Source organism: Rhodococcus sp. SBT000017, assembly GCF_003688915.1.
Lineage (GTDB): Bacteria > Actinomycetota > Actinomycetes > Mycobacteriales > Mycobacteriaceae > Rhodococcoides.
Window position 1 is genome coordinate 2,317,858 of sequence record NZ_REFU01000001.1, and the last position, 26,603, is coordinate 2,344,460.

The 26,603-nt window shown below is 65.4% G+C and carries 29 protein-coding genes, 3 tRNA genes and 1 riboswitch; of the genes, 20 read left to right on the plus strand and 12 right to left on the minus strand.

Annotated elements, in window-relative coordinates:
* The first annotated feature begins 37 nt into the window (after positions 1-37).
* Genes AYK61_RS10545 through AYK61_RS10555 form a run of 3 tightly spaced genes read left to right on the plus strand, consistent with a single transcriptional unit; the run spans position 38 to position 3,118 of the window.
* Positions 38-868, plus strand: a complete 831-nt coding sequence (locus tag AYK61_RS10545) for a glutaminyl-peptide cyclotransferase (protein ID WP_237669815.1) — start codon at positions 38-40, stop codon at positions 866-868.
* 4 nt (positions 869-872) lie between these two features.
* Positions 873-2,609: an MFS transporter gene (locus AYK61_RS10550; RefSeq protein ID WP_183130232.1), complete on the plus strand. Its 1,737-nt coding sequence runs from the start codon at positions 873-875 to the stop codon at positions 2,607-2,609.
* The gene (locus tag AYK61_RS10555) at positions 2,606-3,118 is read left to right on the plus strand and encodes a DUF2771 domain-containing protein (protein WP_121870758.1); all 513 of its coding nucleotides are present in this window, start codon (positions 2,606-2,608) and stop codon (positions 3,116-3,118) included. Before AYK61_RS10550 ends, AYK61_RS10555 begins: the two co-directional genes overlap by 4 nt.
* A 13-nt stretch (positions 3,119-3,131) precedes the next feature.
* On the opposite strand, the gene AYK61_RS10560 is transcribed toward AYK61_RS10555, so the two are convergent.
* Positions 3,132-3,548, minus strand: coding sequence for a cold-shock protein (locus AYK61_RS10560; RefSeq protein WP_008719325.1), 417 nt, complete (start codon positions 3,546-3,548; stop codon positions 3,132-3,134).
* A gap of 198 nt (positions 3,549-3,746) precedes the next feature.
* On the opposite strand from AYK61_RS10560, the gene AYK61_RS10565 reads away from it, so the two are divergent.
* The 3 genes from AYK61_RS10565 to AYK61_RS10575 all read left to right on the plus strand — a co-directional run bounded on the left by AYK61_RS10565 (position 3,747) and on the right by AYK61_RS10575 (position 5,439).
* Positions 3,747-3,965 (plus strand): hypothetical protein, encoded by a 219-nt coding sequence (locus AYK61_RS10565; RefSeq protein WP_037188795.1) that lies wholly within the window; start codon positions 3,747-3,749, stop codon positions 3,963-3,965.
* Positions 3,966-3,967: 2 nt separating this feature from the next.
* On the plus strand, positions 3,968-4,342 hold the full coding sequence (locus AYK61_RS10570; protein ID WP_037187421.1) for a YccF domain-containing protein: 375 nt from the start codon (positions 3,968-3,970) through the stop codon (positions 4,340-4,342).
* Positions 4,343-4,611: 269 nt separating this feature from the next.
* Positions 4,612-4,819: riboswitch (cyclic di-AMP (ydaO/yuaA leader) on the plus strand.
* A gap of 8 nt (positions 4,820-4,827) precedes the next feature.
* Positions 4,828-5,439 (plus strand): resuscitation-promoting factor Rpf1 domain-containing protein, encoded by a 612-nt coding sequence (locus tag AYK61_RS10575; protein ID WP_121870759.1) that lies wholly within the window; start codon positions 4,828-4,830, stop codon positions 5,437-5,439.
* A gap of 77 nt (positions 5,440-5,516) precedes the next feature.
* On the opposite strand, the gene AYK61_RS10580 is transcribed toward AYK61_RS10575, so the two are convergent.
* Positions 5,517-5,705, minus strand: a complete 189-nt coding sequence (locus AYK61_RS10580) for a hypothetical protein (RefSeq protein ID WP_008719333.1) — start codon at positions 5,703-5,705, stop codon at positions 5,517-5,519.
* A gap of 61 nt (positions 5,706-5,766) precedes the next feature.
* Between AYK61_RS10580 and AYK61_RS10585 the strand changes: the two genes are divergently transcribed.
* From AYK61_RS10585 to AYK61_RS10595, 3 genes are all read left to right on the plus strand, one after another.
* Positions 5,767-8,058 (plus strand): helicase-associated domain-containing protein, encoded by a 2,292-nt coding sequence (locus AYK61_RS10585; protein ID WP_121870760.1) that lies wholly within the window; start codon positions 5,767-5,769, stop codon positions 8,056-8,058.
* Between the two features lie 88 nt (positions 8,059-8,146).
* On the plus strand, positions 8,147-9,802 hold the full coding sequence (locus tag AYK61_RS10590; RefSeq protein WP_094639782.1) for a DNA repair helicase XPB: 1,656 nt from the start codon (positions 8,147-8,149) through the stop codon (positions 9,800-9,802).
* A gap of 39 nt (positions 9,803-9,841) precedes the next feature.
* The gene (locus AYK61_RS10595; RefSeq protein ID WP_121870761.1) at positions 9,842-10,510 is read left to right on the plus strand and encodes a DUF3239 domain-containing protein; all 669 of its coding nucleotides are present in this window, start codon (positions 9,842-9,844) and stop codon (positions 10,508-10,510) included.
* Between the two features lie 16 nt (positions 10,511-10,526).
* On the opposite strand, the gene AYK61_RS10600 is transcribed toward AYK61_RS10595, so the two are convergent.
* The gene (locus AYK61_RS10600; protein ID WP_121870762.1) at positions 10,527-11,513 is read right to left on the minus strand and encodes an LLM class F420-dependent oxidoreductase; all 987 of its coding nucleotides are present in this window, start codon (positions 11,511-11,513) and stop codon (positions 10,527-10,529) included.
* A gap of 62 nt (positions 11,514-11,575) precedes the next feature.
* On the opposite strand from AYK61_RS10600, the gene AYK61_RS10605 reads away from it, so the two are divergent.
* A complete protein-coding gene (locus AYK61_RS10605) occupies positions 11,576-12,748 on the plus strand; it encodes a pyridoxal phosphate-dependent aminotransferase (RefSeq protein ID WP_121872652.1) in 1,173 nt (390 codons plus the stop codon).
* A complete protein-coding gene (locus AYK61_RS10610) occupies positions 12,745-13,770 on the plus strand; it encodes an AraC family transcriptional regulator (RefSeq protein WP_121870763.1) in 1,026 nt (341 codons plus the stop codon). Before AYK61_RS10605 ends, AYK61_RS10610 begins: the two co-directional genes overlap by 4 nt.
* On the opposite strand, the gene AYK61_RS10615 is transcribed toward AYK61_RS10610, so the two are convergent.
* On the minus strand, positions 13,763-14,188 hold the full coding sequence (locus AYK61_RS10615; protein WP_121870764.1) for a VOC family protein: 426 nt from the start codon (positions 14,186-14,188) through the stop codon (positions 13,763-13,765). The genes AYK61_RS10610 and AYK61_RS10615 overlap by 8 nt on opposite strands.
* A gap of 59 nt (positions 14,189-14,247) precedes the next feature.
* On the opposite strand from AYK61_RS10615, the gene AYK61_RS10620 reads away from it, so the two are divergent.
* Positions 14,248-14,868 carry an alpha-ketoglutarate-dependent dioxygenase AlkB gene (locus tag AYK61_RS10620; protein ID WP_121870765.1) on the plus strand — a complete coding sequence of 207 codons (621 nt, stop codon included), beginning with the start codon at positions 14,248-14,250 and terminating at the stop codon, positions 14,866-14,868.
* Here the strand turns inward: AYK61_RS10620 and AYK61_RS10625 are convergent.
* Positions 14,865-15,956: a 3-deoxy-7-phosphoheptulonate synthase gene (locus AYK61_RS10625; protein ID WP_121872653.1), complete on the minus strand. Its 1,092-nt coding sequence runs from the start codon at positions 15,954-15,956 to the stop codon at positions 14,865-14,867. The two genes, AYK61_RS10620 and AYK61_RS10625, sit on opposite strands and share 4 nt — an antisense overlap.
* 251 nt (positions 15,957-16,207) lie before the next feature.
* Between AYK61_RS10625 and AYK61_RS10630 the strand changes: the two genes are divergently transcribed.
* The 5 genes from AYK61_RS10630 (at position 16,208) to AYK61_RS10650 (ending at position 20,299) form a co-directional block, all read left to right on the plus strand.
* Positions 16,208-17,272, plus strand: a complete 1,065-nt coding sequence (locus tag AYK61_RS10630) for an iron-siderophore ABC transporter substrate-binding protein (RefSeq protein ID WP_121872654.1) — start codon at positions 16,208-16,210, stop codon at positions 17,270-17,272.
* A 99-nt stretch (positions 17,273-17,371) separates the two neighbouring features.
* Positions 17,372-17,830 carry a MarR family winged helix-turn-helix transcriptional regulator gene (locus AYK61_RS10635; protein WP_121870766.1) on the plus strand — a complete coding sequence of 153 codons (459 nt, stop codon included), beginning with the start codon at positions 17,372-17,374 and terminating at the stop codon, positions 17,828-17,830.
* Entirely contained in the window at positions 17,827-18,252 is a 426-nt protein-coding gene (locus AYK61_RS10640; RefSeq protein ID WP_037187450.1) for an organic hydroperoxide resistance protein, read from the plus strand. The genes AYK61_RS10635 and AYK61_RS10640 overlap by 4 nt, the downstream gene beginning before the upstream one ends.
* Before the next feature lie 10 nt (positions 18,253-18,262).
* Positions 18,263-19,258, plus strand: coding sequence for an NADP-dependent oxidoreductase (locus AYK61_RS10645; protein WP_121870767.1), 996 nt, complete (start codon positions 18,263-18,265; stop codon positions 19,256-19,258).
* A 90-nt stretch (positions 19,259-19,348) separates the two neighbouring features.
* Positions 19,349-20,299 carry a pseudouridine synthase gene (locus AYK61_RS10650; protein ID WP_121870768.1) on the plus strand — a complete coding sequence of 317 codons (951 nt, stop codon included), beginning with the start codon at positions 19,349-19,351 and terminating at the stop codon, positions 20,297-20,299.
* On the opposite strand, the gene AYK61_RS10655 is transcribed toward AYK61_RS10650, so the two are convergent.
* Positions 20,226-21,344: a hypothetical protein gene (locus AYK61_RS10655; RefSeq protein ID WP_259468005.1), complete on the minus strand. Its 1,119-nt coding sequence runs from the start codon at positions 21,342-21,344 to the stop codon at positions 20,226-20,228. The genes AYK61_RS10650 and AYK61_RS10655 overlap by 74 nt on opposite strands.
* Before the next feature lie 99 nt (positions 21,345-21,443).
* On the opposite strand from AYK61_RS10655, the gene AYK61_RS10660 reads away from it, so the two are divergent.
* Both AYK61_RS10660 and AYK61_RS10665 read left to right on the plus strand, forming a co-directional pair.
* Positions 21,444-22,028 (plus strand): helix-turn-helix domain-containing protein, encoded by a 585-nt coding sequence (locus tag AYK61_RS10660; protein ID WP_121870769.1) that lies wholly within the window; start codon positions 21,444-21,446, stop codon positions 22,026-22,028.
* Positions 22,029-22,118: 90 nt separating this feature from the next.
* Complete coding sequence (locus AYK61_RS10665) at positions 22,119-22,418, plus strand: ANTAR domain-containing protein (protein WP_121870770.1); 300 nt, start codon at positions 22,119-22,121, stop codon at positions 22,416-22,418.
* 30 nt (positions 22,419-22,448) lie between these two features.
* Here the strand turns inward: AYK61_RS10665 and AYK61_RS27610 are convergent, their stop codons facing one another.
* The 6 genes from AYK61_RS27610 to AYK61_RS10695 all read right to left on the minus strand — a co-directional run bounded on the left by AYK61_RS27610 (position 22,449) and on the right by AYK61_RS10695 (position 24,641).
* The gene (locus AYK61_RS27610) at positions 22,449-22,751 is read right to left on the minus strand and encodes a hypothetical protein (protein WP_220709110.1); all 303 of its coding nucleotides are present in this window, start codon (positions 22,749-22,751) and stop codon (positions 22,449-22,451) included.
* A gap of 84 nt (positions 22,752-22,835) precedes the next feature.
* Positions 22,836-23,405 (minus strand): DUF6584 family protein, encoded by a 570-nt coding sequence (locus tag AYK61_RS10675; RefSeq protein WP_121870771.1) that lies wholly within the window; start codon positions 23,403-23,405, stop codon positions 22,836-22,838.
* Between the two features lie 84 nt (positions 23,406-23,489).
* Positions 23,490-23,566: transfer RNA gene (locus tag AYK61_RS10680), tRNA-Phe, on the minus strand.
* 56 nt (positions 23,567-23,622) lie between these two features.
* Positions 23,623-23,696, minus strand: a tRNA-Asp gene (locus AYK61_RS10685).
* A gap of 124 nt (positions 23,697-23,820) precedes the next feature.
* A tRNA-Glu gene (locus AYK61_RS10690) sits at positions 23,821-23,893 on the minus strand.
* Between the two features lie 79 nt (positions 23,894-23,972).
* Entirely contained in the window at positions 23,973-24,641 is a 669-nt protein-coding gene (locus AYK61_RS10695) for a TetR/AcrR family transcriptional regulator (RefSeq protein WP_121870772.1), read from the minus strand.
* Positions 24,642-25,306: 665 nt separating this feature from the next.
* Between AYK61_RS10695 and AYK61_RS10700 the strand changes: the two genes are divergently transcribed.
* The gene (locus tag AYK61_RS10700; protein WP_121870773.1) at positions 25,307-26,560 is read left to right on the plus strand and encodes a lipase family protein; all 1,254 of its coding nucleotides are present in this window, start codon (positions 25,307-25,309) and stop codon (positions 26,558-26,560) included.
* Positions 26,561-26,603 lie beyond the last annotated feature (43 nt).

The window sequence follows — 26,603 nt, forward strand, 5'->3', positions numbered from 1 at the left end:
ACGGTGACGCCCAGTTCGGGCTGCCATCATGGGTGCAATGACCGTCCGTGCTCGCACCTGCGCTGCCCTCGCGACCTCGCTGCTCGCTGTGTCCGCCTGCTCGTCGACGACGCAGCCGACCCCGGTGACGTCCGACTCGGTTCCGACACTGACCACCGAGATCGTGCGCGAATACGACCGGAGCAACGACGCATTCACCCAGGGCTTCGAGATCGACGGCGACGTGCTCTACGAGGGCACCGGACTGGAAGGCTCCTCGTTCGTCAGGCGGACATCGCTCGAGAACATGACCGAACTCGATCGCGTGGATCTGCCGGCCGACCTGTTCGGCGAAGGCATCACCGTCGACGGCGACACCCTGTGGCAGATCACCTGGCAGGACGGCGTCGCAATAGCCCGAGACCCGAACACCCTCGCCGAACGACGCCGGGTGAACTACGACGGCGAAGGCTGGGGGCTGTGCACGCAGACGCCGGACGACCGCCTCGTGATGAGCGACGGCTCGTCCACCATCACCTTCCGCGACCCCACGTCGTTCGATGCCGAGAACACCGTCGACGTCACCCTCGACGGCAATCCGGTCGAGCGGCTCAACGAACTCGAATGCGCCGACGACGGATCGGTGTACGCCAACGTGTGGCAGACGTTCGACATCATGCGCATCGACCCGGCCACCGGCGCGGTGACCGCAGTCATCGACGGCACCCCACTGTGGAATTCGATGTCGGCCTCCGAACGAGGCGGGGCCGACGTGTTCAACGGCATCGCGCAGATCCCCGGCACCGACCGGTTCCTCGTGACCGGCAAATACTGGCCCAAGATCTTCGAGGTGCGATTCACCGATACCGCGCCGGTAGGACAGAATTGACCCCGTGACCGATCCACGTCTCCCCCACACCCCACCGGGTGCGGACGATTCAGAACAGGATCACTCCGCAGGCTCCGCTCCTGACCCAACCGGTCACTCCGCAGGCTCCGCTCCTGACCCGCTCGAGCACCCCGGTCTGGCGAATTACCCGACCGCTGTTCCTCCTGCGTCCACGCACGTTCCGAGCCGGCGTCAGCCCTTGCCGCCGTTGCACCCGCCGCGGAGCGAGCAGATCACTGCGGCGCGCGGCAAGTCCGGCCAACGCAAGCCGCCGCCGATGCCCAAGAAGCTGACCGTCACCCGCGTCGCCGCCATGCGCGGACGCGAACTGACCGGCAAGGGCATCGCATCGTTCCAGCGAGCCGCGAAGGCCGACGGTGCCGACAAGTCCGGTCTGACGGCACTCACCTACGCGACCATGGCCAACTTCGCCTCGGATGCCGCGCTGGCGATCGCATTGGCCAACACGCTCTTCTTCTCGGCCGCCACCGGTGAGGACAAGACCAAGGTCGCGCTGTATCTCGTCATCACCATCGCGCCGTTCGCGTTGATCGCGCCGCTCATCGGACCGCTGCTCGACCGGTTGCAGCAAGGCCGACGCATCGCGCTCGCCACCTCATTCGGGTTGCGCACCGTGCTGGCGGTGGTGCTGGTGTTCAACTTCGACAGCTGGGTGTTGTATCCGGCCGCGCTCGGCATGCTCGTCCTCAGCAAGTCCTTTGCGGTACTCAAGAGCGCGGTGACCCCGCGAGTACTGCCGCCGGAGATCGACCTCGTGCGCGTCAATTCACGTCTGACGGTGTTCGGTCTGCTCGGCGGCACCATCGCGGCCGGTGCGCTCGCCGGCGGCATCGCGTTTGTCGCGGGCTCGCCGGGAGCCCTGTGGTTCGTCGCCGCGATCACCGTGCTCGGTGCCTATCTGAGCATGCGGATTCCGTCCTGGGTGGAAATCACCGAGGGTGAAGTGCCTGCGACGCTGAGCTACCACGCCGATCAGCACGGTGGACGCGATTACGCCGGAAGCGGTGCCCCGACCGAGAACCTCCGCCGCACGGCCACGTCGCCGCCGACGTCGAGCAGCACCAAGAACCGCAGACAGCCCCTGGGTCGAGCGGTCATCGTCGGCCTGTGGGGCAATGGCACCATCCGCATTCTCACCGGCTTCCTGACGCTCTACATCGCGTTCGTCGCCAAATCCCGTACCGAACACGAGCCGCTTCAGCAGGCCGCGATGCTCGGACTCGTCGGAGCCGCCGCCGGTCTCGGCAACTTCTCGGGCAACGCGCTCGGTGCCAGGATCAAGCTCGGCCGGCCGTCCCTCGTCGTTCTTCGCTGCACCCTCGCAGTCACGGTGGTGGCCGTCGTCGCCGCGGTCACCGACAGCCTGCTCACCGCAGCGGCGGCCGCGCTCGTCGCGTCGAGCGCCAGCGCACTCGCCAAGGTCTCCCTCGACGCGTCCCTACAGGCCGATTTGCCGCCGGAGTCGATCGCGTCGGGATTCGGCCGATCGGAAACCGTCATGCAGCTGTGCTGGGTCCTCGGCGGCACGCTCGGCGTCCTGCTCCCCACCGAGTACTGGCTCGGTTTCACCGTGGTCTCGGTGTTGCTTACGATCGGGCTCGTGCAGACATTCCTCACCTACCGCGGCAGATCGCTCCTACCCGGATTCGGCGGCAACCGCCCCGACCACGTCGAACAAGAAGTGTCCGACGGTTCCTTCGGCGAAAACGTGACCAAGTGAATCTCGCTCCCCGCACCAAGAAGATCGCCGCCCTGACCGCCGCGGGTCTGCTCGTCGTCGCCGTTGCGTTCGTAGCGGTGCTCGCCCTGCTGATCGGAAACGCACCGGAGAAGGAGCCGACCGTCGCCGCGTACTCCAACGGCCGGGCCGTCGACGTCGAGCCGTACCTGTACTGCGCCGTCAACGACCCGTTGTGCACCAACGTGGGAGAGACCACCGAGATTCGGGTCGGCAAGGCCCCGACGGTGCAGCTCTCACTCCCCGAGGCCGTCTACTCGGCGCCGTGGGTACTCGCCCTGATCTACGGCGACGACGGCGGGAACGTCGTCGAGAACAGCGAGTTCAACGAACCCGGAACCAGGCTCAGCGTCACGGTGCCCACCACGGACGACAGCGACCGGACCCTGCTGGGGATCGAAGTTCGTCTGCCCACCGGCATCATCGACACCGATACCAATCAGGAGGGCTTCGTCAGCCACGCCATCTGGTCGATCGGCACGCGCCCGTAGGTCGGCCGAGCGATCAGCTGTCGAGCTCGCGGGCGACGGCCCGGACCACCTCGGAGATGCGCTGCGCGATCTTGCGGTCCGGGTACTTGCCCTTGCGGAGCTCGGGCTGCACGGTCGCTTCGAGCAGCGTGATCATGTCCTCGACCATCCCGTGCAGCTCGTCGGGTGTGTGCTTGCGCTCGACGGGTTCGCGGCGGGTGCTGCCGGTGTTCTGACGCACCGACGGTGCCGGCTCGAGCACCTTCAGGCTCAGTGCCTGAGGTCCGCGACGGCCCGCAGCCATTCCGAACTCGACTCGCTGACCGGCTTTGAGGCCCTCGACGCCCTCGGGCAGCGCCGAGGAACGCACGTAGACGTCCTCGCCTTCCTCCTGCGAGAGGAATCCGAATCCCTTGTCGACGTCGTACCACTTCACCTTGCCGGTCGGCACTGAGCTCACCCGTTCATCTGTTGCTGTCGTCAGTTGCGTTGTTCGTGTGACCGATGTTCGGCCCGCACGAGTTTCGCGCCCCACGAGAACGTAGGACGCGAATACGTCAGTCTAGCGCGGTGGGCCCGGATAGAGCATTCGAGTTGTTCCCCGCACCGCGCTCTTCACAGTGCCCCGCTTCGCACTACCGTGGTCTACGTGGACACAACGACCCGTAAGAGCAGCACCGCTCTGCTGCGCATCGCGCTGGCCCTGTTCGCGATCGGCCTCGTCGCCATCGTCGCGATCCTGATGTTTCCGATCTTCTCCGACGCCAAGCCCCCACTCGGGCTGTACCTGACGGCCATGTTCTCCGCGCCGACCGGTTTCGTGTTGGCCCTGGTGTACGCGTTGGCATCCGGAAGACGGGCGCGCTGACCATGCGATTGATACTGAACGTCATCTGGCTGGTCTTCGGCGGCCTGTGGCTGGCGCTGGGCTACTTCCTCGCCGGACTGCTGCTGTGCATCCTGATCGTGACCATCCCGTTCGGCATCGCGTCGTTCCGCATCGGCGTCTACGCGCTGTGGCCGTTCGGGTCGACGATCGTCGACAAGCCGGGGTCCGGATCCGGCGCGCTCGTCGGGAACGTGCTCTGGCTTATTCTGGCCGGTTGGTGGCTGGCCCTGACTCACGTGGTCACTGCCGTCGCGATGGCGATCACCATCATCGGCATTCCGTTGGCGATCGCGAACCTGAAGATGATTCCCGTATCCCTGATGCCCCTCGGCAAGGACATCGTTGCCGTTCGGTGACCTCCCGAACCAGTTTCAGCTGATGTGACTTCCATCACATCACACTCCGGTAACGGACAGGCAACGGACAGGGGTTCAATGCCCGGCACGTCCACTAGCTGGGCCGACTCGAGAGACCCGAAAGAGGTACAAAATGTGCTCTCGGCGACGCCCCGAAATCGACAGTTACCAAATAGTGACGTAAGGCGGGAATTTCAGTACGGTCAGCAGCGGCCGGAAAGTTCGGCCGAATTCCGGCCCGCAGCGCCAAACCTCGTCCCGCGGGAACCGGAACACCCTCGACGATCACCCAGGGGACGAGGACGGGGGACCCACGTCCTCCACGGACAACCGGGAAGTTGTAGCGACTCACGAAGCCGCACCGACTTCCCTTGGGGTGAAGCCCAATTGCCCACTCGCAGGAGTGAGCGAAAAGGCCGGGCTACCTCTCAGCCCGAACCCGACAGCTGACCTCGCAGGCGCGTGTGGAGAGGATTTCAACTCGTATGAGCGGACGTCATCGTAAGCCGAGCACCACTGGCAAGACCGTCGCAAAGGTCGCAGTCACCGGAGCCATCATGGGCACCGCAAGCATCGCCTTCACCGGTACCGCCAACGCGGCACCGGATTCCGACTGGGACCGTCTGGCACAGTGTGAAGCCGGCGGCAACTGGGGCATCAACACCGGCAACGGCTACCAGGGCGGGTTGCAGTTCTCCCCCAGCACCTGGAACGCGCACGGCGGCCAGCAGTACGCGGCCACGGCCAACCAGGCCAGCCGCGAAGAGCAGATCGCAGTCGCAGAGAAGGTCCTCGACTCGCAGGGCTGGGGCGCATGGCCGTCCTGCTCCTCGAGCCTCGGACTGAACAGCGCGCCCACCGAGCGCAGCGTTCCGGTCACCCCCAAGGCACCGGAAGTTCCCGCACTGCCCGACCTGGCGTCCATCCCGGCAGTCGACAACTCGGCCGAGGTCGTCGAGGGCATCGTCACCGCCGTCCAGAACATCACCAACGATCCGCAGATCGCCTCGTTCGTGCAGAACGCGGCCCAGGGCATCCAGCTCGATCCGCAGATCGTGAACTTCTACCAGGCCAACAAGGCATTCCTGCCCCAGTAAGCGCCCGCGACGGTTCAGCTCGTACGAAAAAAGCCCCCGACGAACGTCGGGGGCTTTTTCGTGGTCGAGGGCCGCAGCTAGCGATTGACCACGGTCACCGGATGGGCGTAGGGCAGGTCTTCGACGGGCAGCGGGAACTCGGTGTCCTCACCGAAGGGTGACAAGCCACCCGATCGAGCGGACGAGAGTTCGGTCACCGCGTGGTCACCGCGAGCGGTTTCCGGCCAGCCTGGATCGACATAGGGCTTCTTCGACTTGTTCACCATGCGCCCATTTTGACACCTGCCCTGCGGCAAGCACCAGCCCAGGTCTCTAATCTGATAGACGATGACCGACACGACTGCGCACCGACACACCGACACGCCCCCTGATCTGCCTCAGTGGATCGCAGCTCGCAGCGACGCCGAGCTGATCAAGGCCATGTCGCTGCGTCCGGATCTGACCGCGCCGCCGCCCGCATCCCTGGCCGTGCTGGCCGGACGGGCCGAGCAGCGCCGGTCGATCCTGCACACCGCGGACACCCTCGACACCCTCGCTCTGACGGTGCTCGAGATCCTCGCCATCGAAGAGGCGTACGAGCGACCCGTCACCCGCGCCGCGCTACTGGCAGTGATCGCCAGACGCGCACCGGCCAAGAGTGTGGACAAGGCACTGGCCCAGCTGCGCGAACGCTTGCTGGTGTGGGGCGACGCAGCCGGCTTCCGGATCAGCGCCACAGCAGCGGACGCGGTGCCGTGGCGCATCGGCCGCGCACTCGACTCGGTGGACAACCTCACCGAATCACACATCACCGCCGCCCTGGCCGAACTCGGCGACGGCGAACGCAGCCTTCTCGACACCCTCGCCAGATCGTCCCCGACCGGCCGCACCCGAGACGCCGCACCGGGCACGCCGCCGGATCGACCCGTCCAGAAGCTGCTCGCCGCAGGGCTGCTGATCTGGTTGGACGAGCAAACCGTCGAGCTTCCCGTCCAGGTGGGGCAGATCCTGCGCGGCGAACCGATGTCGGACCCGCGCTCGCTCGCCGAACCCAAGCTCGCCACCGGCACGTACTCGCTCGCCGATGTGGACGCCGCTGCCGCAGGAGAGGCACTCGAGCTGGGCCGACACTGCGTCGCCGTGATCGAGGCGTTGTCGGTCTCGCCTGCACCCGCCCTCAAGGCCGGTGGCCTGGGCGTGCGCGAGCTCCGCAAGATCACCAAGGCCACCGGCCTCGACGACGATCGAGTGAGCATCCTGGTCGAGTTGCTGGCCGCCGCCCACCTCATCTCGAGCGGAACACCGGACCCGGTGCCTGCGTCCGACAACGGCGACGACTACTGGGCACCGACCCCTGCAGTCGACGCATGGCTCACCGCAGCCCCGGCGGCCCGCTGGCACACCCTCGCCGCCGCCTGGCTCGAAGTGCCGCGAGCACCGTGGGTCATCGGGATGCGTGACCCCAACGACAAACCCATCGCCGCCCTGTCCGAGGAAGTTCGCTCTCCGGCCGCACCGCGGGATCGACGGATGATCCTGGAATTGCTCGCCGAACTCGGCAGCGGACACGCAGCGCAGCCCGCCGACCTGGCCCGCACCCTGGCGTGGCGTCGACCCCGATGGTCCGGGCGCTTCGGCGTCACGCCCGTCGGACATGTTCTCGCCGAAGCAACGGCTCTCGGCATCGTCGCCCGTGGGGCGATCTCGACCCCGGGCCGCTCCCTGCTGCACGACGGCAATGCCGAGGCAGACATGCGTGCGGCCCTGCCCGAGCCCATCGACTACGTCCTGGTGCAGGCCGACCTCACGCTGGTGGCACCGGGCCCGCTCGAACCGGACCTGCAGGATCGAATCGAACTGGTCGCCGATGTGGAGTCCGCGGGCGCAGCCACGATGTACCGGATCAGCGACACCAGCCTGCGCCGCGCTCTCGATGTGGGACTGACCGCCTCCGAGCTGCACTCGTTGTTCGCCACTCACTCGCGAACCCCGGTGCCGCAGGCCCTGACCTACCTTATCGACGACGTGGCTCGTCGGCACGGCCGCCTACGAGCAGGCGTCGCCGCGTCGTTCGTTCGGTGCGAGGACCCGGCCTTGCTGGCCGAGGTGATGGCGTCCCCGGCAGCCGAATCGCTGGCTCTGAGAGCACTGGCTCCGACCGTCGCGATCTCGCAGGCCCCGCTCGCCGAGGTGCTCACGGTCCTGGCCGGAGCGGGGTTCGCGCCTGCGGGCGAGGACTCGTCCGGCACCATCGTCGATCTGCGTGCCCGCGGATCGAGGGTATCGGCGAGGCGGCCACGCCAGGCGTTCCGCACCCCGGCCGTCCCCACCGAGGAGCAGTTGGGTTCGTTGGTGCGCGGAATGCGCGCTGCCGACAGAGCAGCAGGCAACGGCGGCGCAGTGGTGCGCGCCGACGGATCAAGGGCCAGCAGCACCGCGACGATGACGCTGCTGCAGACCGCGGCGAAGGTCAAACGGAGCGTGAGCATCGGCTACGTCGACGCCCAGGGCGTGGCAACCCATCGCATCGTCGATCCGATCAGTATCGGCGGCGGCCAACTCGACGCGTTCGACCCCGCAACCGGTGGGGTGAGGCGCTTCACCCTGCATCGGATCACCTCGGTCGCATTGGTCGAGTAGACCGGGCTCACGTGCACGCACGCCCCTACCTGTGGACAATGGAGAAGTTGCGCTCTTTCGGGCGCAGCAGATGTCTCTAGGAGGAACCGTGACCGACGGCCCGCTGATCGTCCAGTCCGACAAAACGCTGTTGCTCGAGGTCGATCACGAACTCGCGGGCGCAGCGCGGGCGGCCATCGCACCGTTCGCGGAGCTCGAACGTGCCCCCGAGCACGTGCACACCTATCGCATCACCCCGCTGGCGCTGTGGAACGCACGTGCCGCAGGCCACGACGCCGAGCAGGTGGTCGACGCGCTGGTGAATTTCTCGCGTTACGCGGTACCGCAGCCGCTGCTGGTCGACATCGTCGACACCATGGCGCGCTACGGCCGGTTGCAGTTGGTCAAGAGCCCGGTGCACGGTCTGGTACTCATCAGTCTGGACCGCGCGGTGCTCACAGAGGTGATGCGCCACAAGAAGATTGCGCCCATGCTCGGCGCGATGGTCGACGAGGACACAGTGATCGTGCATCCGTCCGAACGCGGCCACGTGAAGCAGATGTTGCTCAAGATCGGCTGGCCTGCCGAGGACCTCGCCGGCTACGTCGACGGCGAAGCCCACCCCATCGAGCTCGACACCGAGGGCGGCAACTGGACACTGCGCGACTACCAGGAGATGGCGGCCGATTCGTTCTGGGCCGGCGGCTCGGGCGTCGTCGTGCTGCCCTGTGGCGCGGGCAAGACGATGGTCGGCGCAGCCGCGATGGCCAGAGCCAAGGCGACCACGCTGATTCTGGTCACCAACACCGTCGCCGGTCGGCAGTGGAAGCGCGAACTCATCGCACGAACCTCGCTCACCGAGGAGGAGATCGGCGAGTATTCGGGAGAGCGCAAAGAGATTCGCCCTGTGACAATCGCCACGTACCAGGTGATCACGCGTCGCACCAAGGGTGAGTACAAGCACCTCGAACTCTTCGATTCCCGCGACTGGGGATTGGTGATCTACGACGAGGTGCATCTGCTCCCCGCGCCGGTGTTCCGCATGACAGCCGATCTGCAGTCGCGTCGACGCCTCGGCCTCACCGCGACCCTCGTCCGCGAGGACGGTCGCGAGGGCGACGTCTTCTCGCTGATCGGACCCAAGCGGTACGACGCACCGTGGAAGGACATCGAGGCACAGGGCTGGATCGCGCCGGCCGAGTGCATCGAGGTTCGCGTCACCCTCACCGATGCCGAGCGCATGTCGTACGCGGTCGCCGAGCCCGAAGAGCGCTACAAGCTGTGCTCGACGGCGCACACCAAGATCGCCGTCGTGAAATCGATCCTCGCCAAACACCAGGACGCTCCGACGTTGGTCATCGGCGCGTACCTCGACCAGTTGAACGAGCTCGGTGAAGCGCTGAACGCTCCGGTCATTCAGGGCTCGACCAAGAACAAGGAACGTGAAGTGCTGTTCGACGCGTTCCGCAAAGGCGAGATCCAGACGCTCGTGGTGAGCAAGGTGGCGAACTTCTCGATCGACCTTCCGGAAGCCTCCGTCGCAGTGCAGGTTTCGGGAACGTTCGGCTCGAGGCAGGAAGAGGCGCAGCGCCTCGGCCGATTGCTCCGGCCGAAGCACGACGGCGGTCAGGCGCACTTCTACTCGGTGGTCTCCCGCGACACCCTCGACGCCGAGTACGCAGCCCACCGTCAGCGCTTCCTCGCCGAACAGGGCTACGCCTACCGCATCACCGACGCGGACGATCTGCTCGGTCCGGCGATCTGAGACTTCGGGTCGACTCCGCGCCGTGCTAGGAATACCTCTGTGCGCAAGTTCGAGTTCCCCGTAGACGTAGCCCACGCGAAGTCGGTCAACGAGACGTTCACCGAGCTTCGTCGGCTGCGTTCTTCTGCCGCGCTCACCGCCGTGTTCCTCATCGCGCTGGGTGCCTGGTTCATCTGGATCGCGGCCCCGTGGTCGTACATCCTCGGCGCGGTGTTCCTGATCGGCGCGGTCACCTCGCTCTGGGTGATGCTGTGGGCACCCAGAAAGATGGGTTCCATCGAATCGCAATATGCCGCAGGCGATCTCGTGCCGGCGGTGGTGGCCGAGAAGCTACCGGGTGGAGCGATACTGCTGGCCCTGGTCGACATCGCGAAGCCGGAGGTGGACGATCCGCACTACGTGTTGATCACCCGCGTCGTACGGGCGCTTCCCGGCCACGCCGTCGAGCGGGGCGCACAGGTGCCTGCGGTGTCGGTTCTCGCCGACCGCGGCCGAAACACCGGCGGGCGAACGTGGCAGTTGGCCTCGGCGATGCCCATCGCATGGGGAACCACCGACCCGACGGTCCTCGCGCGCGCCGCCCGGGAGATCACCGAGGGCGAGTGGGCGTTGCTGCACGCCAACATCGGCCTGTCGGAGAAGGTCCGCACGGCCAAGAACCAACAGTTGCTCATCGATCCTGCGGATCTTCCCGACGACCTGCGCTAGAGCCTGCACCGACGACCTAGGCCAGTGCGGGTATGACTTCCCGCTCGAAGAGTTCGATGCCGGAGCGGTCGTAGGCCGCTTCGGGGAAGTAGAAGATGCCGTACGTCATCCCCTGCTCCTGCAGCGCCGTCAAGTTTTCGACGATCTGCTCCGGAGTACCCACTGCGGGCATGCCGCGGTACGCGTCGAGTGCACTGTGCGCCTTCTCGGCACCCACGTACTCGGTCAGCCGACTCTCGAGCGCGCGCAGTCTGTCTTCCACCTCGGCCTCGGTTGCGCCGATCGCGACGTTGTAGTTCGCCGAGCGGACGATGGCATCGAAATCGGTACCCACGGTTGCACAATGCTCGCGCAGCAGAGCAGATTTGCCGGCGAATCCGGTGGGGGTTCCGTCGAAGTTGGTGTAGTTCGCGTACTTCGCGGCGATCTTCAGAGTGACCTTCTCGCCGCCGCCCGCGATCCACAGCGGGATGCCGCCCTCCTGCAACGGTAGGGGTCGCACCACGGCACCGTCGATCTCGTAGTACTTGCCGTCGAGGAACACCTCCCCGGCCGTCCATGCCTGCTTGAAGATCTGCACGCCCTCGTCGAGCCTGCCCAATCGTTCTCCGGCAGAGGGGAACCCGTAGCCATAGGCACGGAACTCGTGCTCGTGCCAGCCGCCGCCGATGCCCATCTCGACGCGGCCGCCGGAAACGATGTCCACGGTGGCAGCAACTTTGGCGAGGTACGCCGGGTTGCGGTACGCCATCGCCGTGCACATCTGGCCGAGCCTGATCCGCGAGGTGGTTGCGGCCAGAGCGGACATCAGCGACCATGCCTCGTGCGTCGCCTCGTCGGTCGCGGTGGGAACGGTGTGGAAGTGGTCGTAGACCCACAGCGATTCCCATGGACCGGCCTCGGCGGCGAGCGCGTGATCGCGCATCGCACTCCACTGCCGGGCAGGGTCGATACCGACGAGATCGAGACGCCACCCCTGTGGCACGAACAATCCGAATCGCATGACAGGCACAGTACAGACGCAGGGCGAACGACCGGCTGCCGTCTGTGAACTACGCTGCAGGAATGTCCGAGTTGTACCCCTCGCGCACAGTGGCACGGTTGCGCCCGTTCGCATCGACGATCTTCGCCGAGATGACCGCACTCGCCGTCCAGAAGAAGGCCGTCAACCTCGGGCAGGGCTTTCCCGACACCGACGGCCCACCCGCCATGCTCGAGGCCGCGCGTGAGGCCATCGCGAGCGGCCTGAACCAGTACTCCCCCGGCCCTGGCATGCCGGTGCTGCGCGCTGCCATCGCCGACGACAGGTCGGCCCGATTCGGTCTGCGCTACGACCCCGATTCGCAGATACTCGTCACCGTCGGTGCCACCGAGGCGATCTCGGCGTCCCTCCTCGGTCTGATCGAGCCGGGCGACGACGTCCTGCTGATCGAACCGTTCTACGACTCCTACGCGGCCGCCATCGCTCTCGCCGGTGCCACCCGAACCGCCGTGTCGCTGGTAGCCGACGGTAACGGGTGGACCGTCGACACCGACGCCCTCGAACGCGCCATCGGGCCGCGCACGCGCATGCTGATCGTCAATTCTCCGCACAACCCCACCGGCACGGTCTTCGACCGCGACACCATGATCCGCATCGCCGACATCGCGGTGACACACGATCTGCTGGTCCTCACCGACGAGGTCTACGAGCACCTCGTCTTCGACGGCCGCGTACACACGCCGATCGCGACCCTGCCCGGGATGTTCGAGCGAACCGTCACCGTGTCGAGTGCCGCGAAGACCTTCAACGCCACCGGATGGAAGACGGGCTGGGCGCTGGGGCCTGCCGAACTGATCGATGCCGTCCGCGCCGCCAAACAGTTCATGAGCTTCGTCGGCGGCACTCCCTTCCAACCGGCTGTGGCCTACGCACTCGAGCACGAACAGGCGTGGATAGCGGCCATGCGCGACGGCCTGCAACGCAAGCGGGACACGCTCTCGGCCGCACTCAACGCCGCAGGAGCGGATGTGAAGTACAGCGCCGGAACGTATTTCGTCTGTGCCGACATCGCCCCGATCGGGCGGGGTGACGCCTACGAGTTCTGCGGTGCCCTGCCGGACCTGGTCGGCGTCGCGGCGGTTCCGGTGACGGCGTTCGTCGACGAGCCTGCTCCGTGGAAGTCGTTGGTGCGCTTCGCTTTCTGCAAGCAGGACGAGGTGCTCGCCGACGCCGCCGAGAGGCTACGGAAGTTGTGACTGCGCAACCGACGATCCCGGCGTACTTCGTCAGGCAGGCCGTCGACCTCGCGACGAAGAGCGGGGTGGACTTGACGTACCCGCTGTCGATGGCCGGCATCGGTTCCACCATCCTCGACAACCCGGCGGAGCGGCTGACCACCCGGCAGGTCACCGCGTTCACCCAGGCGGTCTGGGCGATGACCGGCGACGAATTGTTCGGTCTCGCCGCAGTACCGGTGCGGCGCGGGAGCTTTCGCGTGGTGTGTCAGACACTCATACACACCGAGAACCTGTGGGCTGCGCTGGTTCGGATGTCCGAGACCATGCGGGTGCTGATTCCGGTGCGCCCCATGACTATGGAGCGAACCGAGGAATCCACGGTGTTGACCGTGCACGTCACTCCCACCACTCACCTGAGCCCGGAAGGCAACGAACTCGCCGAGCGACTGCTGACCGACTTCCTGTTGATTCTGCTGCACCGATTCGCGGCCTGGCTCATCGGTAACCGGGTCAAACTTCTGTCGGTGCAACTGCCCTACCCACTGCCGGGACCCGAAGCGGGAAAGATGTACGACGCCATCTTCGGAACCCACGTGGAGTTCGGAACCGACCTCGCCACACTGGAATTCGACAGCGCGGTGATGCGGGCACCGATCGTGCAGACCGAGGCGACCCTGGCGGAGTATCTCGCGGAGTCGCCCAATCTACTGTTCTCGTCCCGAGATTACGACAGCACTGCGTCGAGCCAGGTTCGCCGCGCCCTGGAAACCGGATTCAAAGGTGGCGCACCGGGAACCGAGGAAATCGCCGCAATGCTGAACATCAGCCCACCGCACCTGCGGCGCACTCTTCGACAGGAAGGCACCTCCATCAACCAACTGCGCGAAGAAGTACTGCGCGATGCGGCGATCTCCGGGCTGAGCCGCGGCGACAGCGTCGACGACATCTCGACCCGATTGGGGTTCTCCGAGCCCAGCGCCTTCCGCCGGGCCTTCAAGCGGTGGACCGGCCAGACCCCCGGCGCTTACCGACTCAACTGACGCAGAACTCGTTGCCCTCGGGATCGGTCATGGTGATCCAGATACTGGGCCCCTGATGTCCTCGATGCAGTACCGACGCACCCCGTTCCTCGAGTTGGGCGACCACCGTCTCGCGCTCGTCGCCGACGCGGATGTCGAGGTGCAACCGATTCTTCACCGATTTCGGCTCGGCGATCGACTGGAACAACACCCGCGGGCTGCCGGGCGACTCGGGATCGACGATTCCCGCGCCCGCCTGCCACACGAGAACGCCCTCGAACGTGATCGTGTCCTCTTCGCGGGCGTGTCCAGCGGCGACCATCTCACGAATGAAGTCCTCGTTGCTGGGTTCTACCTTCCAGCCCAGAGTCTGCGCCCACCACTTCGCCAGTGAATGGGCGTTGGCACTGTCGACGACGACCTGAAATGTGTATCCCATGACGGCACGGTACCGCCGTTCACTGGAAATGGGAACACACGTTCGATACAGTGACGGTCATGTCGCTCGCCATGCAGGGCTCGTTGTTCGGTGACGCCGACGGTGGCGTCGGGTCGCTCGAGTCCGTCACCCGTCGCGAACTCACACGCGGGGCGTGGGTCGACGTTCGCCCGGGCTGGTTGACCGATACCCACCTGTTCGATTCGTTGGTGGACGCCGTCGACTGGCGAGCCGAGCGCAGGCAGATGTACGACCGCGTGGTCGATGTGCCGCGCGTGGTTCGGTTCTACGCCGAGCGCGAGCGGTGGCCCGACGCAGCACTGTACGGCGCACGCGATGCCCTCGACGATCACTACCGCACCGAACTCGGCGAATCCTTCGCCACCGCCGGACTGTGCTACTACCGCGACGGATCGGACAGCGTGGCCTGGCACGGCGACAACATCGGTCGAGGCGCAACCGAGAACACCATGGTCGCGATCGTATCGCTCGGTGCCACAAGGCAACTCATGCTCCGACCGCGCGGCGGCGGAACGTCGCTGAAGTTCACGCTCGGTCACGGAGACCTGGTGGTGATGGGTGGCTCGTGTCAACGGACCTGGGAGCATGCGATTCCCAAGTCCACCCGCGCGATCGGCCCACGCATCAGCGTCCAGTTCCGACCGCGCGGCGTCCGTTAACGAGCGGTGATCGCGCTACGGCGCCCCTCGACCGCTGCGGCCAACGTGTCCAATTGCGTTGCCGTGGTGTCCCAATCGAGGCAGGCGTCGGTGATCGACTGCCCGTACACCAGATCGTCACGGCGGCCGAGTTCGAGATCCTGACGCCCCGCGACCAGGAAGCTCTCGAGCATCAGACCGACGATGCCGTGTTCGCCTGCCGCGACCCGCGCTGCCACGTCGGTGACCACGTCGACCTGTTTGTTGTGGTCCTTGCGGCTGTTGCCGTGGCTGGCGTCGATGATCACTCGCTCCGGTAGGCCCGACTTACGCAGTCGCGCAACGGTATCGGCGACCGATTCGGCGTCGTAGTTCGGTCCGTCGACGCCGCCGCGCAGAATGACGTGGCAGTCCGGGTTTCCGACGGTGCGGATCAGCGCCGCCTGGCCGTCGAGATCGGTGCCGGGGAAGACGTGGCTCGCTGCAGCAGCGCGGGTGCCGTCGACCGCGACCTGGATGTCGCCCTCCGTGGAGTTCTTGATCCCCACCGGCATCGACAACGCACTGCACAGCTGGCGATGCACCTGACTGGCCGCCGTCCGCGCACCGATTGCGCCGTAGCTGACCAGGTCCGCGATGTACTGCGGGGTGATCGGGTCGAGGAACTCGCACCCGACCGGCAGACCGAGCGAGGAAATGTCGAGCAGCAGCTGACGTCCCACGCGCAGACCGGCATTGATGTCGAAGCTGCCGTCGAGGTGCGGATCGTTGATCAGACCCTTCCAGCCCAGCGTCGTTCGCGGCTTCTCGAAGTAGACCCGCATGACGATGTGCAGGCGATCGCCCAGTTCGGATGCCTTGGCCGCGAGGCGTCGAGCGTAGTCGAGGGCCGCGTCGGTGTCGTGCACCGAGCACGGGCCGACGACGACGATCAGCCGATCGTCGCGGCCGTCCAGCACGTCGACCACGCCGGCGCGCCCGGTTCTGACGGTGGCCGAGATCGCGTCGTCCACAGCATGTTCGCGGCGCAGCACCGACGGGGCAACCAGCGGGCTGATGCTGATGGTCCGCTGATCGTCGAGAGGTGGGGTGTCGAGAGAAAGTGTCATGAGAGGGCGTTCCTGTTCCCAGGCCGACTCTTCATGCTCCACATGCACTTCGAGCCGGTCTGTATCCGGCTCGTGGGGTGGAGGGTCAGCGCATGGCGTCGCTGGCTGACCCACCCGGGGCCGGCCTGCTAAACCAGAAATACGTGCGCTGCATGAAAAGCACCGTAGCAGATGAATGAATCGCGGACATCGACCCAACCAGGTTTAGGCTAGGGTTACCTGCCTACGCCCGATCTGTGAAAGAGAACGAAGTGAAACGTCTACTCCTGGCCACCGCGATCGCCGCGGTCACCGCACTGACCACCGTTGCCTGTGGCGGTACCGCCGAGCAGACGGCCACTCCCTCCACCAGTACGGCGTCGGCCACCTCCTCCGACGACACTGGCCCTGACGACGCTGCTACGGACGCACCCGGCCCCACCGGCATCCCCGACGGCATGGGTTCGGGGGCCGCGGACGGAGTGTTCCCCCGCACGGTCGGCCACTTCGGCGGCTCCACCGAACTCCCCGCCGAACCGACGAAGATCGTCGTGATCGCCACCGGTCAGCTCGACGCGGCTCTCACTCTGGGCGTCGTACCCACCGGAGTCGCCTACGGAGACGGCGCCGCACTGGTACCGGATTACATCGGCTTCTCGTTTCCGCAGTACGCGGATCGCATGGCGCAGTTCGTCGATGTCGGCAACCGGCAGGAAGTCGACATCGAGGCGATCGCCGCCATCGAACCGGACCTCATCCTGGCGAACAAGGCAGGCTCCGAGGACATCTATTCGACGCTGTCGACCATCGCGCCGACCGTACTCACCGAGGGCACCGGAGTGAACTGGAAGCAGGACTTCCTCCTCCTCGGCGACGCGCTGGGCCGCACCGAGCAAGCGCAGAGCTTCCTCGACACCTACACCTCCGACGCTGCGGCACTGGGTGATTCGGTTGCCGATGGCGGCACGCCCACGGTCTCCTTCGTCCGCTTCACCGCCGATCGGGCACGCGTGTTCGGCATCCCGTCGTTCGCGGGGTACATCGCATGGGACGCCGGCCTGGCCCGCCCGGAAAGCCAGCAGTTCGACAAGACCTCACAGGACTTCAGCGAGGAAGAAATTCAACTGGCGAACGCGGACTGGGTGTTCGTCTCCAGCCAGGACGCCGGAGCCGATTCGAGCGCCGCGTCGTACACCACCAACCCGCTGTGGGCCGGAATGAGCGCGGCAACCGAGAATCACATCGTCCGAGTCGACGACGACCCGTGGTACCTCAACGCCGGTCCGACGGCGGCAACCATCGTGCTCGACGGCCTGAGGAACGCCCTGCAGAGCTGATCCCTCGTCGTGCGCGTTTTACGCGCTCAGGAGTACGCAATACGCGCACGACGGATCTATAGGTTGCGCACAACTTAACCGTGCACTACTGTTCTTGGAGTGACCAACGAACTCGCACTCGACCGTCAGGTGTGCTTCGCGCTGTACTCCGCATCGCGGGCTACCACCGCGGTGTATCGCCCGATGCTCGACGAGCTCGGTGTCACGTACCCGCAGTACCTCGTACTGCTGGTGCTGTGGGAACAGGACGGGCGCGGCGTCAAGGACATCTGCGCCGAACTCGATCTCGACACCGGCACTCTGTCGCCGATGCTCAAGCGGCTCGAAGGTCTCGGTTTCATCGAGCGCCGACGCCTCAGCACCGACGAACGCCGCGTCGAGATCCACCTCACCGAGACCGGAAGTGCCATGCGCGCAAAGGCACTCGACATTCCACGCAAGCTGGCCGAGAAGACCGGCATGAATGTCGACGATCTCGTCAAGCTCAAAGAGTCGCTCGACGCATTGACGAGCGCTTTGCATCACACCGATTCGAGCACGACAGAAGGAGAATCATGAAGACCATCTACACCGCCGAAGCACTGGCCACCGGTGAAGGCCGAAACGGACACGCCCGCACTTCCGACGGACGGCTCGATCTCGACCTCGCCATCCCCGAGGCCATGGGCGGCAGCGGCAACGGCACCAACCCCGAGCAGCTCTTCGCCGCCGGCTACGCCGCGTGCTTCCACTCCGCACTGCAGATGGTGGCCCGTCAGGACAAGGCCGACGTCACCGATTCGGCCGTCGGCGCACGCGTGGACATCGGCCCCAACGACGCGGGCGGCTTCCAGCTCGCCGTCACCCTCGAGGTGACGCTGCCGAACCTGAGTCGCGAGGACGCCCAGGCCCTGGCCGACAAGGCCCACCAGGTGTGCCCGTACTCCAACGCCACCCGCGGCAACATCGACGTCACCGTCACAGTCACCGAAGACGAGTAAGGGAAATACAGTGAAGGCACACGAAATTCACCTCGCGTCCCGCCCAGAAGGCTGGCCGACGGAAGACAACTTTCGTGCGGAGGTCGTCGACCTTCCCGAACTCGCCGACGGGCAGATCCTCGTCCGCAACATCGTGATGTCGGTCGATCCGTACATGCGCGGCCGAATGAACGACGTGAAGTCGTACGTCCCGCCGTTCCAGATCGACGCACCGCTCGACGGCGGCGCCGTCGGCGAGATCATCGAATCCAAGGCCGAGGGTTTCTCTGTCGGCGACGCGGTCGTACACGGCCAGGGGTGGCGAGATCTCGCCATCGTCCCGGCCAGGGGTGCGAGCAAGGTCGATCTCGGCGCAGCCAAGGCCTCGGCGTACCTGGGCGCGCTCGGAATGACCGGCACCACAGCGTATGCAGGCCTGACCGACGTTGCGTCGTTCAAGGAAGGTGACGTCGTGTTCGTGTCCGGCGCAGCCGGCGCAGTCGGGTCGCTCGTCGGGCAGATCGCCAAGGCGCTCGGCGCATCCCGGGTGATCGGCAGTGCGGGCTCCCCCGCCAAAGTTGCTCGCTTGCTCGAGCTCGGCTTCGACGCGGCGTTCGATTACCACGACGGCCCTGTTGCCGAGCAGCTGCGACAGGCAGCACCGGACGGCATCGACGTGTACTTCGACAACGTCGGCGGCGAACATCTCGAGGCCGCCATCGGGTCGATGAACAAGCACGGCCGAATTGCCATGTGCGGAGCCATCGCTCAGTACAACTCCACCGAGCCGACTCCCGCACCGCGCAACCTCGCCCTGGCCATCGGCAAGGAATTGACGCTCGAGGGCTTCATCGTCGGCTCCTACGCGCACCTCACCGAGGAATTCCGCACCAAGATGACCCAGTGGCTCGCCAGCGGCGCAATCGAATTCGACGAAACGGTCGTCGACGGTCTCGACAACGCTCCCTCGGCGTTCATCGGACTGATGAAGGGCGAGAACACCGGCAAGATGGTCGTCACCATCTGAGTCGGACCCGAACGGTTCTACCGCAGTCCACACCCCGGTCGGAAATTTCCGACCGGGGTGTTTCCATGCCCCACCGATTACAGTCGGTACATGCCCGCCGCTCCCTTGCCGTTGCGCGACGGTCTCGACCCCACTCGGGTGCGGATGCCCGACGTCGCGACCGGAGCGACGGTGCTCGACTACCTGTGCGCCCGATTCCCCCAGGACGCGGCCAGGCTGACCGAGAAGGTCGACGGCGGCGAGATCGTCGACGCGGCAGGCGTACCCGTCGATTCGACGACGGTCGCGAAACCGCGAGCGGACATCTACCTCTACCGCGACCCACCGGTGGAGCCGACGGTGCCGTTCTCCCTCGACGTCCTCCATCGCGACGAGAACCTGCTCGTCGTCGACAAGCCGCACTTTCTGGCCACCACCCCACGCGGTGCCTACGTCGCGCGGTCTGCACTCGTTCTGCTGAGGCGCCGATTCGACCTGCCCGAGCTGAGTCCAGCGCATCGCCTGGACCGACTCACCGCCGGGGTACTGGTGTTCACCGTCAGGGCGCAGGCTCGCCGGCCGTACCAGGAGCTCTTCGCTCAACGTACGATCACCAAGCAGTACGACGCGATTGCCCCTCTCGCGGCCGATATCACGGGTCGTTCCGCGGGCTCCACTCCCGATCTGGACCTCCCGCTGACGGTACGCAGCCGAATCATCAAGGAGCGCGGCGTACTTCAGGCCCGTGAGGTACCCGGCGAGCCCAACGCGGAAACACGCGTCGAGCTCGTCGACACGCTCGGGGCCCACGGCCTGTACCGATTGCATCCGCGAACCGGCAAGACGCATCAACTGCGGGTTCATCTGTGCTCGTTGGGAATTCCCATCGTCGGCGACAACTTCTACCCCTCGTTCCGCGATGTCGCCGACGACGACTACTCCGACCCGCTTCGCTTGCTGGCGCGTTCGATCGAATTCGTCGATCCACTCAGCGGCCTGGTTCGACGGTTCGAGAGCAATCGGAGACTCGATCCACCTGCAGCACAACAGAGTTCTCCATGAGCTCAGCTGTGCGCACCGTGATGCGATGCGAGATGACTGCGAGCGCGAACAGTCCGATCGCAACGTTCACCAGCGCAGCGAATCCTTCCTGAGCGAAGTCCACGAGGGCGTTGAGCAGCGTGAAGATCAACGCGGACACGCGGAGGGTGCGCAGAGGCCAGAGCGGTCCTCCAGCGCGTAACCACAGCATCGCCGGCAGCGCCGTGGCGAAGGTGAGGCAGGCACTGACGAACAGGATCCCGCTGGCAATCCCCATTCCATCGATGTCGATCGTCAGGTCGCGCCGATCGATGTGCAGCTCACCGATGACGAGTTCGACGATTCCGAACACCACCCCGGCCCCGGAGAGCAGAACCAACCCCCAGCCGACGACGGGAATCCACCGGGGACTGGTGAAGAACGCGGGAATCAAACGGGGAACGAAGTTGCGCAGCGAGTGGGTCCGCGACGTCGACAGACGGCAGCGACCGAGCAACAGTCTGATTCCGGCCACGGTGTCCGCGTCGGCGCCCTCGGCCTCGGCCCGCGTGACCATCCGTAGCGCCCACTCGCGGCGATGCTCGGGGAGGCCGTGCGCGACGCCGTCGGCGGCGATCGCAGCCGCGTTGGCCAGCGATTCGTCGACCGAGGGCCGGCGGAACTCCCGGACGATCCTACTGAACACCAACAGCAGGACCACCAGGACGTACATGATCTCCGACGAGGGTCCGTAGAAATAGTCGTTGTCCTTGGTCACGAATTTGCCGACTTCGTCGAGGAAGAGCCCGAATCCGATCCCGCCGAGCAGCACGGTGAACACCCGAACGCCGAACCCGATGAACATCCACCCGATCAGCAACGCGAACATCATCGCCGCGCCGCCGTACAGGGCATGAGCGATGTGGAGCGACTTGCCGCCTACCTGGGGATAGTGGGTCAACTCCAGGTAAGCCCTGGTGATCAGAATGGTCGCGATGGCGACGACCATGAATGCCTCGGATGCGGGGCTTCCGTAGGCATCGCGAATCATGCCACCGCGATATGTGGTCCCCGGACGACCGGTCATCGATCGAGTATGTGCCGCCTGCCGTCGCCCGGGGGCCGTTTTCGCACGTCTGAAGTTTCCTGGGTTGACAAATCTGATTGCCGAAACTGCAATGGTGTCATGGAAGAGTCGAACACCGGCCTGGACGAGGTCATCGCGGGCCTCGGCCCCCGCCTCAAGCGCATCAGGATGGAGAAGAACACGACACTGGCATCACTGTCGGACACCACGGGAATTTCGATCAGCACACTGTCGCGACTCGAGTCCGGTGACCGCAAGCCCAGCCTCGAATTGCTGTGGCCCATCGCTCGGGCCCACCAGATGAAACTCGACGATCTGGTGACTGCGCCGCCCGTGGCGGACCCTCGGGTGCGCACCACGGCCACCGTTCGCGAAAACGTGACGATCCTTCCCCTGACGCTGCGCCCGGGCGGCCTGCAGGCGTACAAGCTCCTGATCCGCCCGGAGAGCTCGGAGCCGCGGCCCCGGACCCACGAGGGGTACGAGTGGTTCTACGTCCTCGACGGCACCCTCCGCCTGATTCTCGGCGAGCACGATCTGACGATGAAGGCCGGTGAGGCAGCCGAATTCGATACTCGTGTGCCGCACTGGTTCGGTGCCGTCGGCAACCGGCCGGTGGAGCTTCTGAGCCTGTTCGGACCCCAGGGCGAGCGGATGCACGTGCGGGCAAAACCGACGGTATGAAATGTCATGTCCGTGTGAGACAGTGAAGCCCGCTCGACGCCAGGATCCGCTTCGGTCATCCGCACCGACCACAACATCTCGAGGAAAAAGATGACCGACAGACTGCCCGAATCGCCTGCATCTCGCACTCACGTGGACATCGCAACCGGAGTGCTCGTCGGGATCCGCGGTGGATCCGTTGCCGACGCCATCGACGAGCTGTTCACGACCGCGAGAAATCACCGGGTCAGTCTGTTCGAGCTCTCTCGCACGCTCATCACCGTCGCGGAGGGCCGCGATATCGAGCGATCCTCGGCCACCGATGCGGTGTACGAGGTGTGGGGCTCGGCACTCGGCCGTCGAGGCGCAGAGACGACCTTCGGCTTGGTCACCGATTCCGCAGCGATCTGATCGAACCAGCGGTCCGATCGAACCGGGAAGCTAGCCGCGAACGGATGGATCGCTGCGTAGCTCCGGAAATCGTGCCGTCATCGCATCGATGTGTCGGTACATTTCGTAAAGCTCGGTCCGGAGCTTCGACGCCTCGGACTCGAACGCTCGGGCCCGGGATTCGGCGCGATCCGCGCGAGCACGAAACGCCTTGGACTGTGCCTGTTCGATGGACGCCGAACACGTCTCGATGTGTTCGGCCAGTCCTCTCGCGAACACCCTCGCCTGCTCGAGGTTGACGGCATAGTTGTCGTCTCGCGGAGCCGGTGACGCCGCGCCGTTCGCTGTGCCCATGAAAACTCGTCACCCTCGATCGTCGGCCGGAAATTCTTTCGCGACTCTACGCTCGGCACCGAACGCTTCGTCCGTGAACCGGGGTCACCCGAAGACGAGCGCCAGGACGACAGATGCCGAGGTGGCAGCAATGGCGATGACAATGGTCGCCGCGATCGCACGCTGCCGCACCGTTCGGTAACTGGACCCTGCGCGGTCGTACTCGGAGTCGTCCTGATCGCCGTCCGTTCCGTAGAAGTCGTCCGAGTTCAGCCCGTCCTCGTCGAAGTAGACGACGTCTCGCGGCGGCACCCATTGCTGACCGTTGGCTTCGATAGCGGCTCCGAGCCGTTCCAGCCGTATCCGAGCGCGGGTGGGATACCAGTCGGAGGGCGCGTGGATGGGCAGAGCCCGCGCCATCATCAGAGGCGACCTGTACTGCTTCTCCAGTGCGGCGAACGCAGCGGACGCCGTCGGATCGTCGTCGGACTTGTCGGTGAGGAACCATGCCGCTCCGGCCGCCGCACGATCGCCGAGCACCAGATACGTGTACGCGAGCAATTCGAGAATGCCGGGCGACGTAGGGTTCCGAACCAATGCGCCGACCAGCCGATCGCGAGCAGCGATGCTGTCTCCGCGCGCCAGATCCTCCTGCGCTCGATCGATCACGTCCACGCGTCGACAATAACTCGTGCACACGAAAAAGCCCCTGCCGGACAACCGGAAGGGGCTTTCATCGTGCTTGTCGATCCAACACCGTGGTGGCCAGGGCCGGGATCGAACCGGCGACCTTCCGCTTTTCAGGCGGACGCTCGTACCAACTGAGCTACCTGGCCGGGCGGCACCGGTAAAACAATGCCATCGCAATGTCGATACTTTCGTACCGATGTTGCGACCCTGACGGGACTCGAACCCGCGACCTCCGCCGTGACAGGGCGGCGCGCTAACCAACTGCGCCACAGGGCCTTGCTGTTGTTGCCGCGCTATTTCTAGCGCAGCAACTCTCCGAACTGCAAATCCGCATCTCGCGGGAAGCGAGACGAAGAATGCTGTACTGCCGACCGGGTTGTCAATCCGATCTCTTCCTACGTACCCCCTACGGGATTCGAACCCGCGCTACCGCCTTGAAAGGGCGGCGTCCTAGGCCGCTAGACGAAGGGGGCCCGCCGAACTGCTTCGACGTTACCCTCAACGGCGTTCCGTTGGGAGCTGGGATAGCTTAGGACACTTTTGTTGTAAATCTCAAACTGGCAGGTCAGAGGTGGTTTTCGCGCAGTTTTCGCCGTAATGCTCCCACCCGTGCAACTTGAATTCCGCGAGCCAACGCTCCGACGCCATCGCAAGCAGCACGACCTCGACGGACTCCTCGAACCGCTCGCGCAGATCTGCGTTGTCTGCCACCAGATCCGACATGTACCGCTGACCCGCCATCGACGCGGCGAGCACTCGTACGAACTTGGTCGCGTCGAACTCCGGTTTCAGGTCACCCATCGCCAGCGCCCGCTCGGCCTGCGCGTGCCCCTGAGCGCCCCAGACTCGACCGCCACCCGAATGAACTTCCGCGTAGAACTCCGGCTCGACTATCAGCCGAAACTCGGCACGCACGATCACGTCGTTCTGGAAGTTCTGCGCTATGTCGTCCACGATCCCGCGGATGACATAGAACGGATGTGCAGTGGTGTCGGCCCACTTCTCCGTGATGGCGACGTACCGATCCAGTCCGGCCCCGAGCACAGCTCGGGCCAGATCTTCCTTCGACTGGAAGTGGAAATACATCGCACCCTTGGTGGCATTGGAGCCCTCCAAGATGGTGTTGACGGATGCCGCTGCGTATCCACGCTTGGCGAATTCCGCCGCCGCCGCCTCCACGATGGCAGCCCGGGTCCGCCGTGCGCGCTCTTGTTGTGCCATTTATTCCGTGCCTCCGAGCCCCAAGCGCCCTGCGTATCCGCAGGTAGTACAGATAGAGAGTACTTCACCCGAACGACACGCGAGTCGACTCACCTACGGTTCGCTTCGACACACACACCCGACAGAAAAATCGGTTAGGCAACCGAAACAAGCCGGATGGTATGATCTGCGCGGCTCGAGTGCGCTGCAGGGGGTGCGCACTCGAGCCGCTTCTCGACGTGGTCCACAACCGTCGGCAACGCAGCACTACTCAGAACTTTCCTGCGCCGAATCACACCCCGACCGACTCTCCCTCGGCGGCATTCGGGGCACATTCGAGGCACATCCGAGTTTCGCGAACCGAATGGTCGACACATCGCCCGCGCCGCTGTCGGGCCTACGAACCGATTTCGGTTGAAAACCGAATTACATTTGACGGTAAGGGATCTCGAGCCCGGGAAGCTTCGCATTGCTCGTTAGCATTTCAAATCTATTGCCCACCAATCGAATACGCAGGCACCGCTACTACCAATCGTCAAATCCATTGCACGGTAATCGATATGAGAAAGACCGGTCGGTAACGTTTTCGACACGTTCGAAGGTCAAGCGCCGAGCTCACGCCCGCGCTGACTTACTGTGACATGCACCATATGGGGAGTTCGGCCGATCGGAAACGAGTGAATGCCATGAAGGTATCGATCCGCCCATTTCGTTCCATCACAACTCTGTTCGCGGTGGCCGTGCTCGCTCTGTCGACAACCGGCACGGCGGCTGCAGACCCCCTGGGCAACTTCATCGCTCCCGTCCCCGACCCGGCTCTCTATCTACCCACCCCACTGGGCGAGCCCTGGTTCGATCCCCCCGCAGGCTACGAACAACAACCTCCCGGGTCGGTGCTGGCAACCCGACAGGTGACCGTCGGACCGCTGTTCACGCCGGTCACTTCGACCCAGATCCTGTTTCGCACCACCGATTCCAAGGACCGTCCCGTCGCTGCGGCCACCACCGTGATCGTGCCGGTCGCACCGTGGACCGGTGCCGGGACCCGACCCGTCGTGGCATACAACATGGCCATCAACTCACTCGGCAACACATGCGCGCCGTCCTGGCTGCTCCCCCGCGGGCTCGCGCGGGAGATCCCCGCTGTTCAGGCCTTCCTGGCCAAGAACTACGCCGTAGTCGTCACCGATCACGAGGGGCCACGACAGGCCTACGCGGCCGGACGCATAGCCGGGCACGCGGTGCTCGACGCCCTCCGAGCCATGGTCCGACTGCCCGAGCTCGGTTTGCCCGCGTCGTCTCCGATCGCTGTGACGGGGTATTCGGGTGGGGCGATCGCCACAGGATGGGCCTCACAATTGGCCCCCACGTACGCGCCCGACGTCAATCTGGTGGGCGCGGCGTTCGGTGGTCCACCGACCGATTACCGGATTCTGCTGACGTCGATGAACGGAACGGCCGCGTCGACGCTCTTCCTGTCCGCAGCACTCGGGGTGGCCCGCGAGTACCCCGAACTGTTCTCGCTCATGAACGCCAACGGACTGCGTCTGGCCACGATCGCCAAGGACATGTGCGTCAGCCTGCTCGCCCCCGGTGGAGTGGTGGCCCCGATCCCGGCGCAGGCGCTCTCGGACATCCCGAATGTCGATCGCACCGAGATCGCCGAGAGCGTCATCGCCGCGACCCGTCTCGGCGGCGACCTCGCGCCCACCATCCCCACCATGATCTACCAGGGCCAACAGGAGTTCTGGATTCCTCGGCAGGGAGCCGAGACCCTCTACGACGAATGGTGCGCTCAGGGTGCGAACGTCAGACTCGAGGAGTATCTCGGCGAGCACCTGATCGTTGCCTTCAGCGGCATTCCCGGCGCGTACGCCTGGATCGACGACCGGCTGGCCGGCATTCCGGTGCCGCAAGGATGCAGCAGCTTCGGACGCTGACCGGTCGGCACCGGTGCCGGGGGTACTGCCCGTCGGTGCTGCG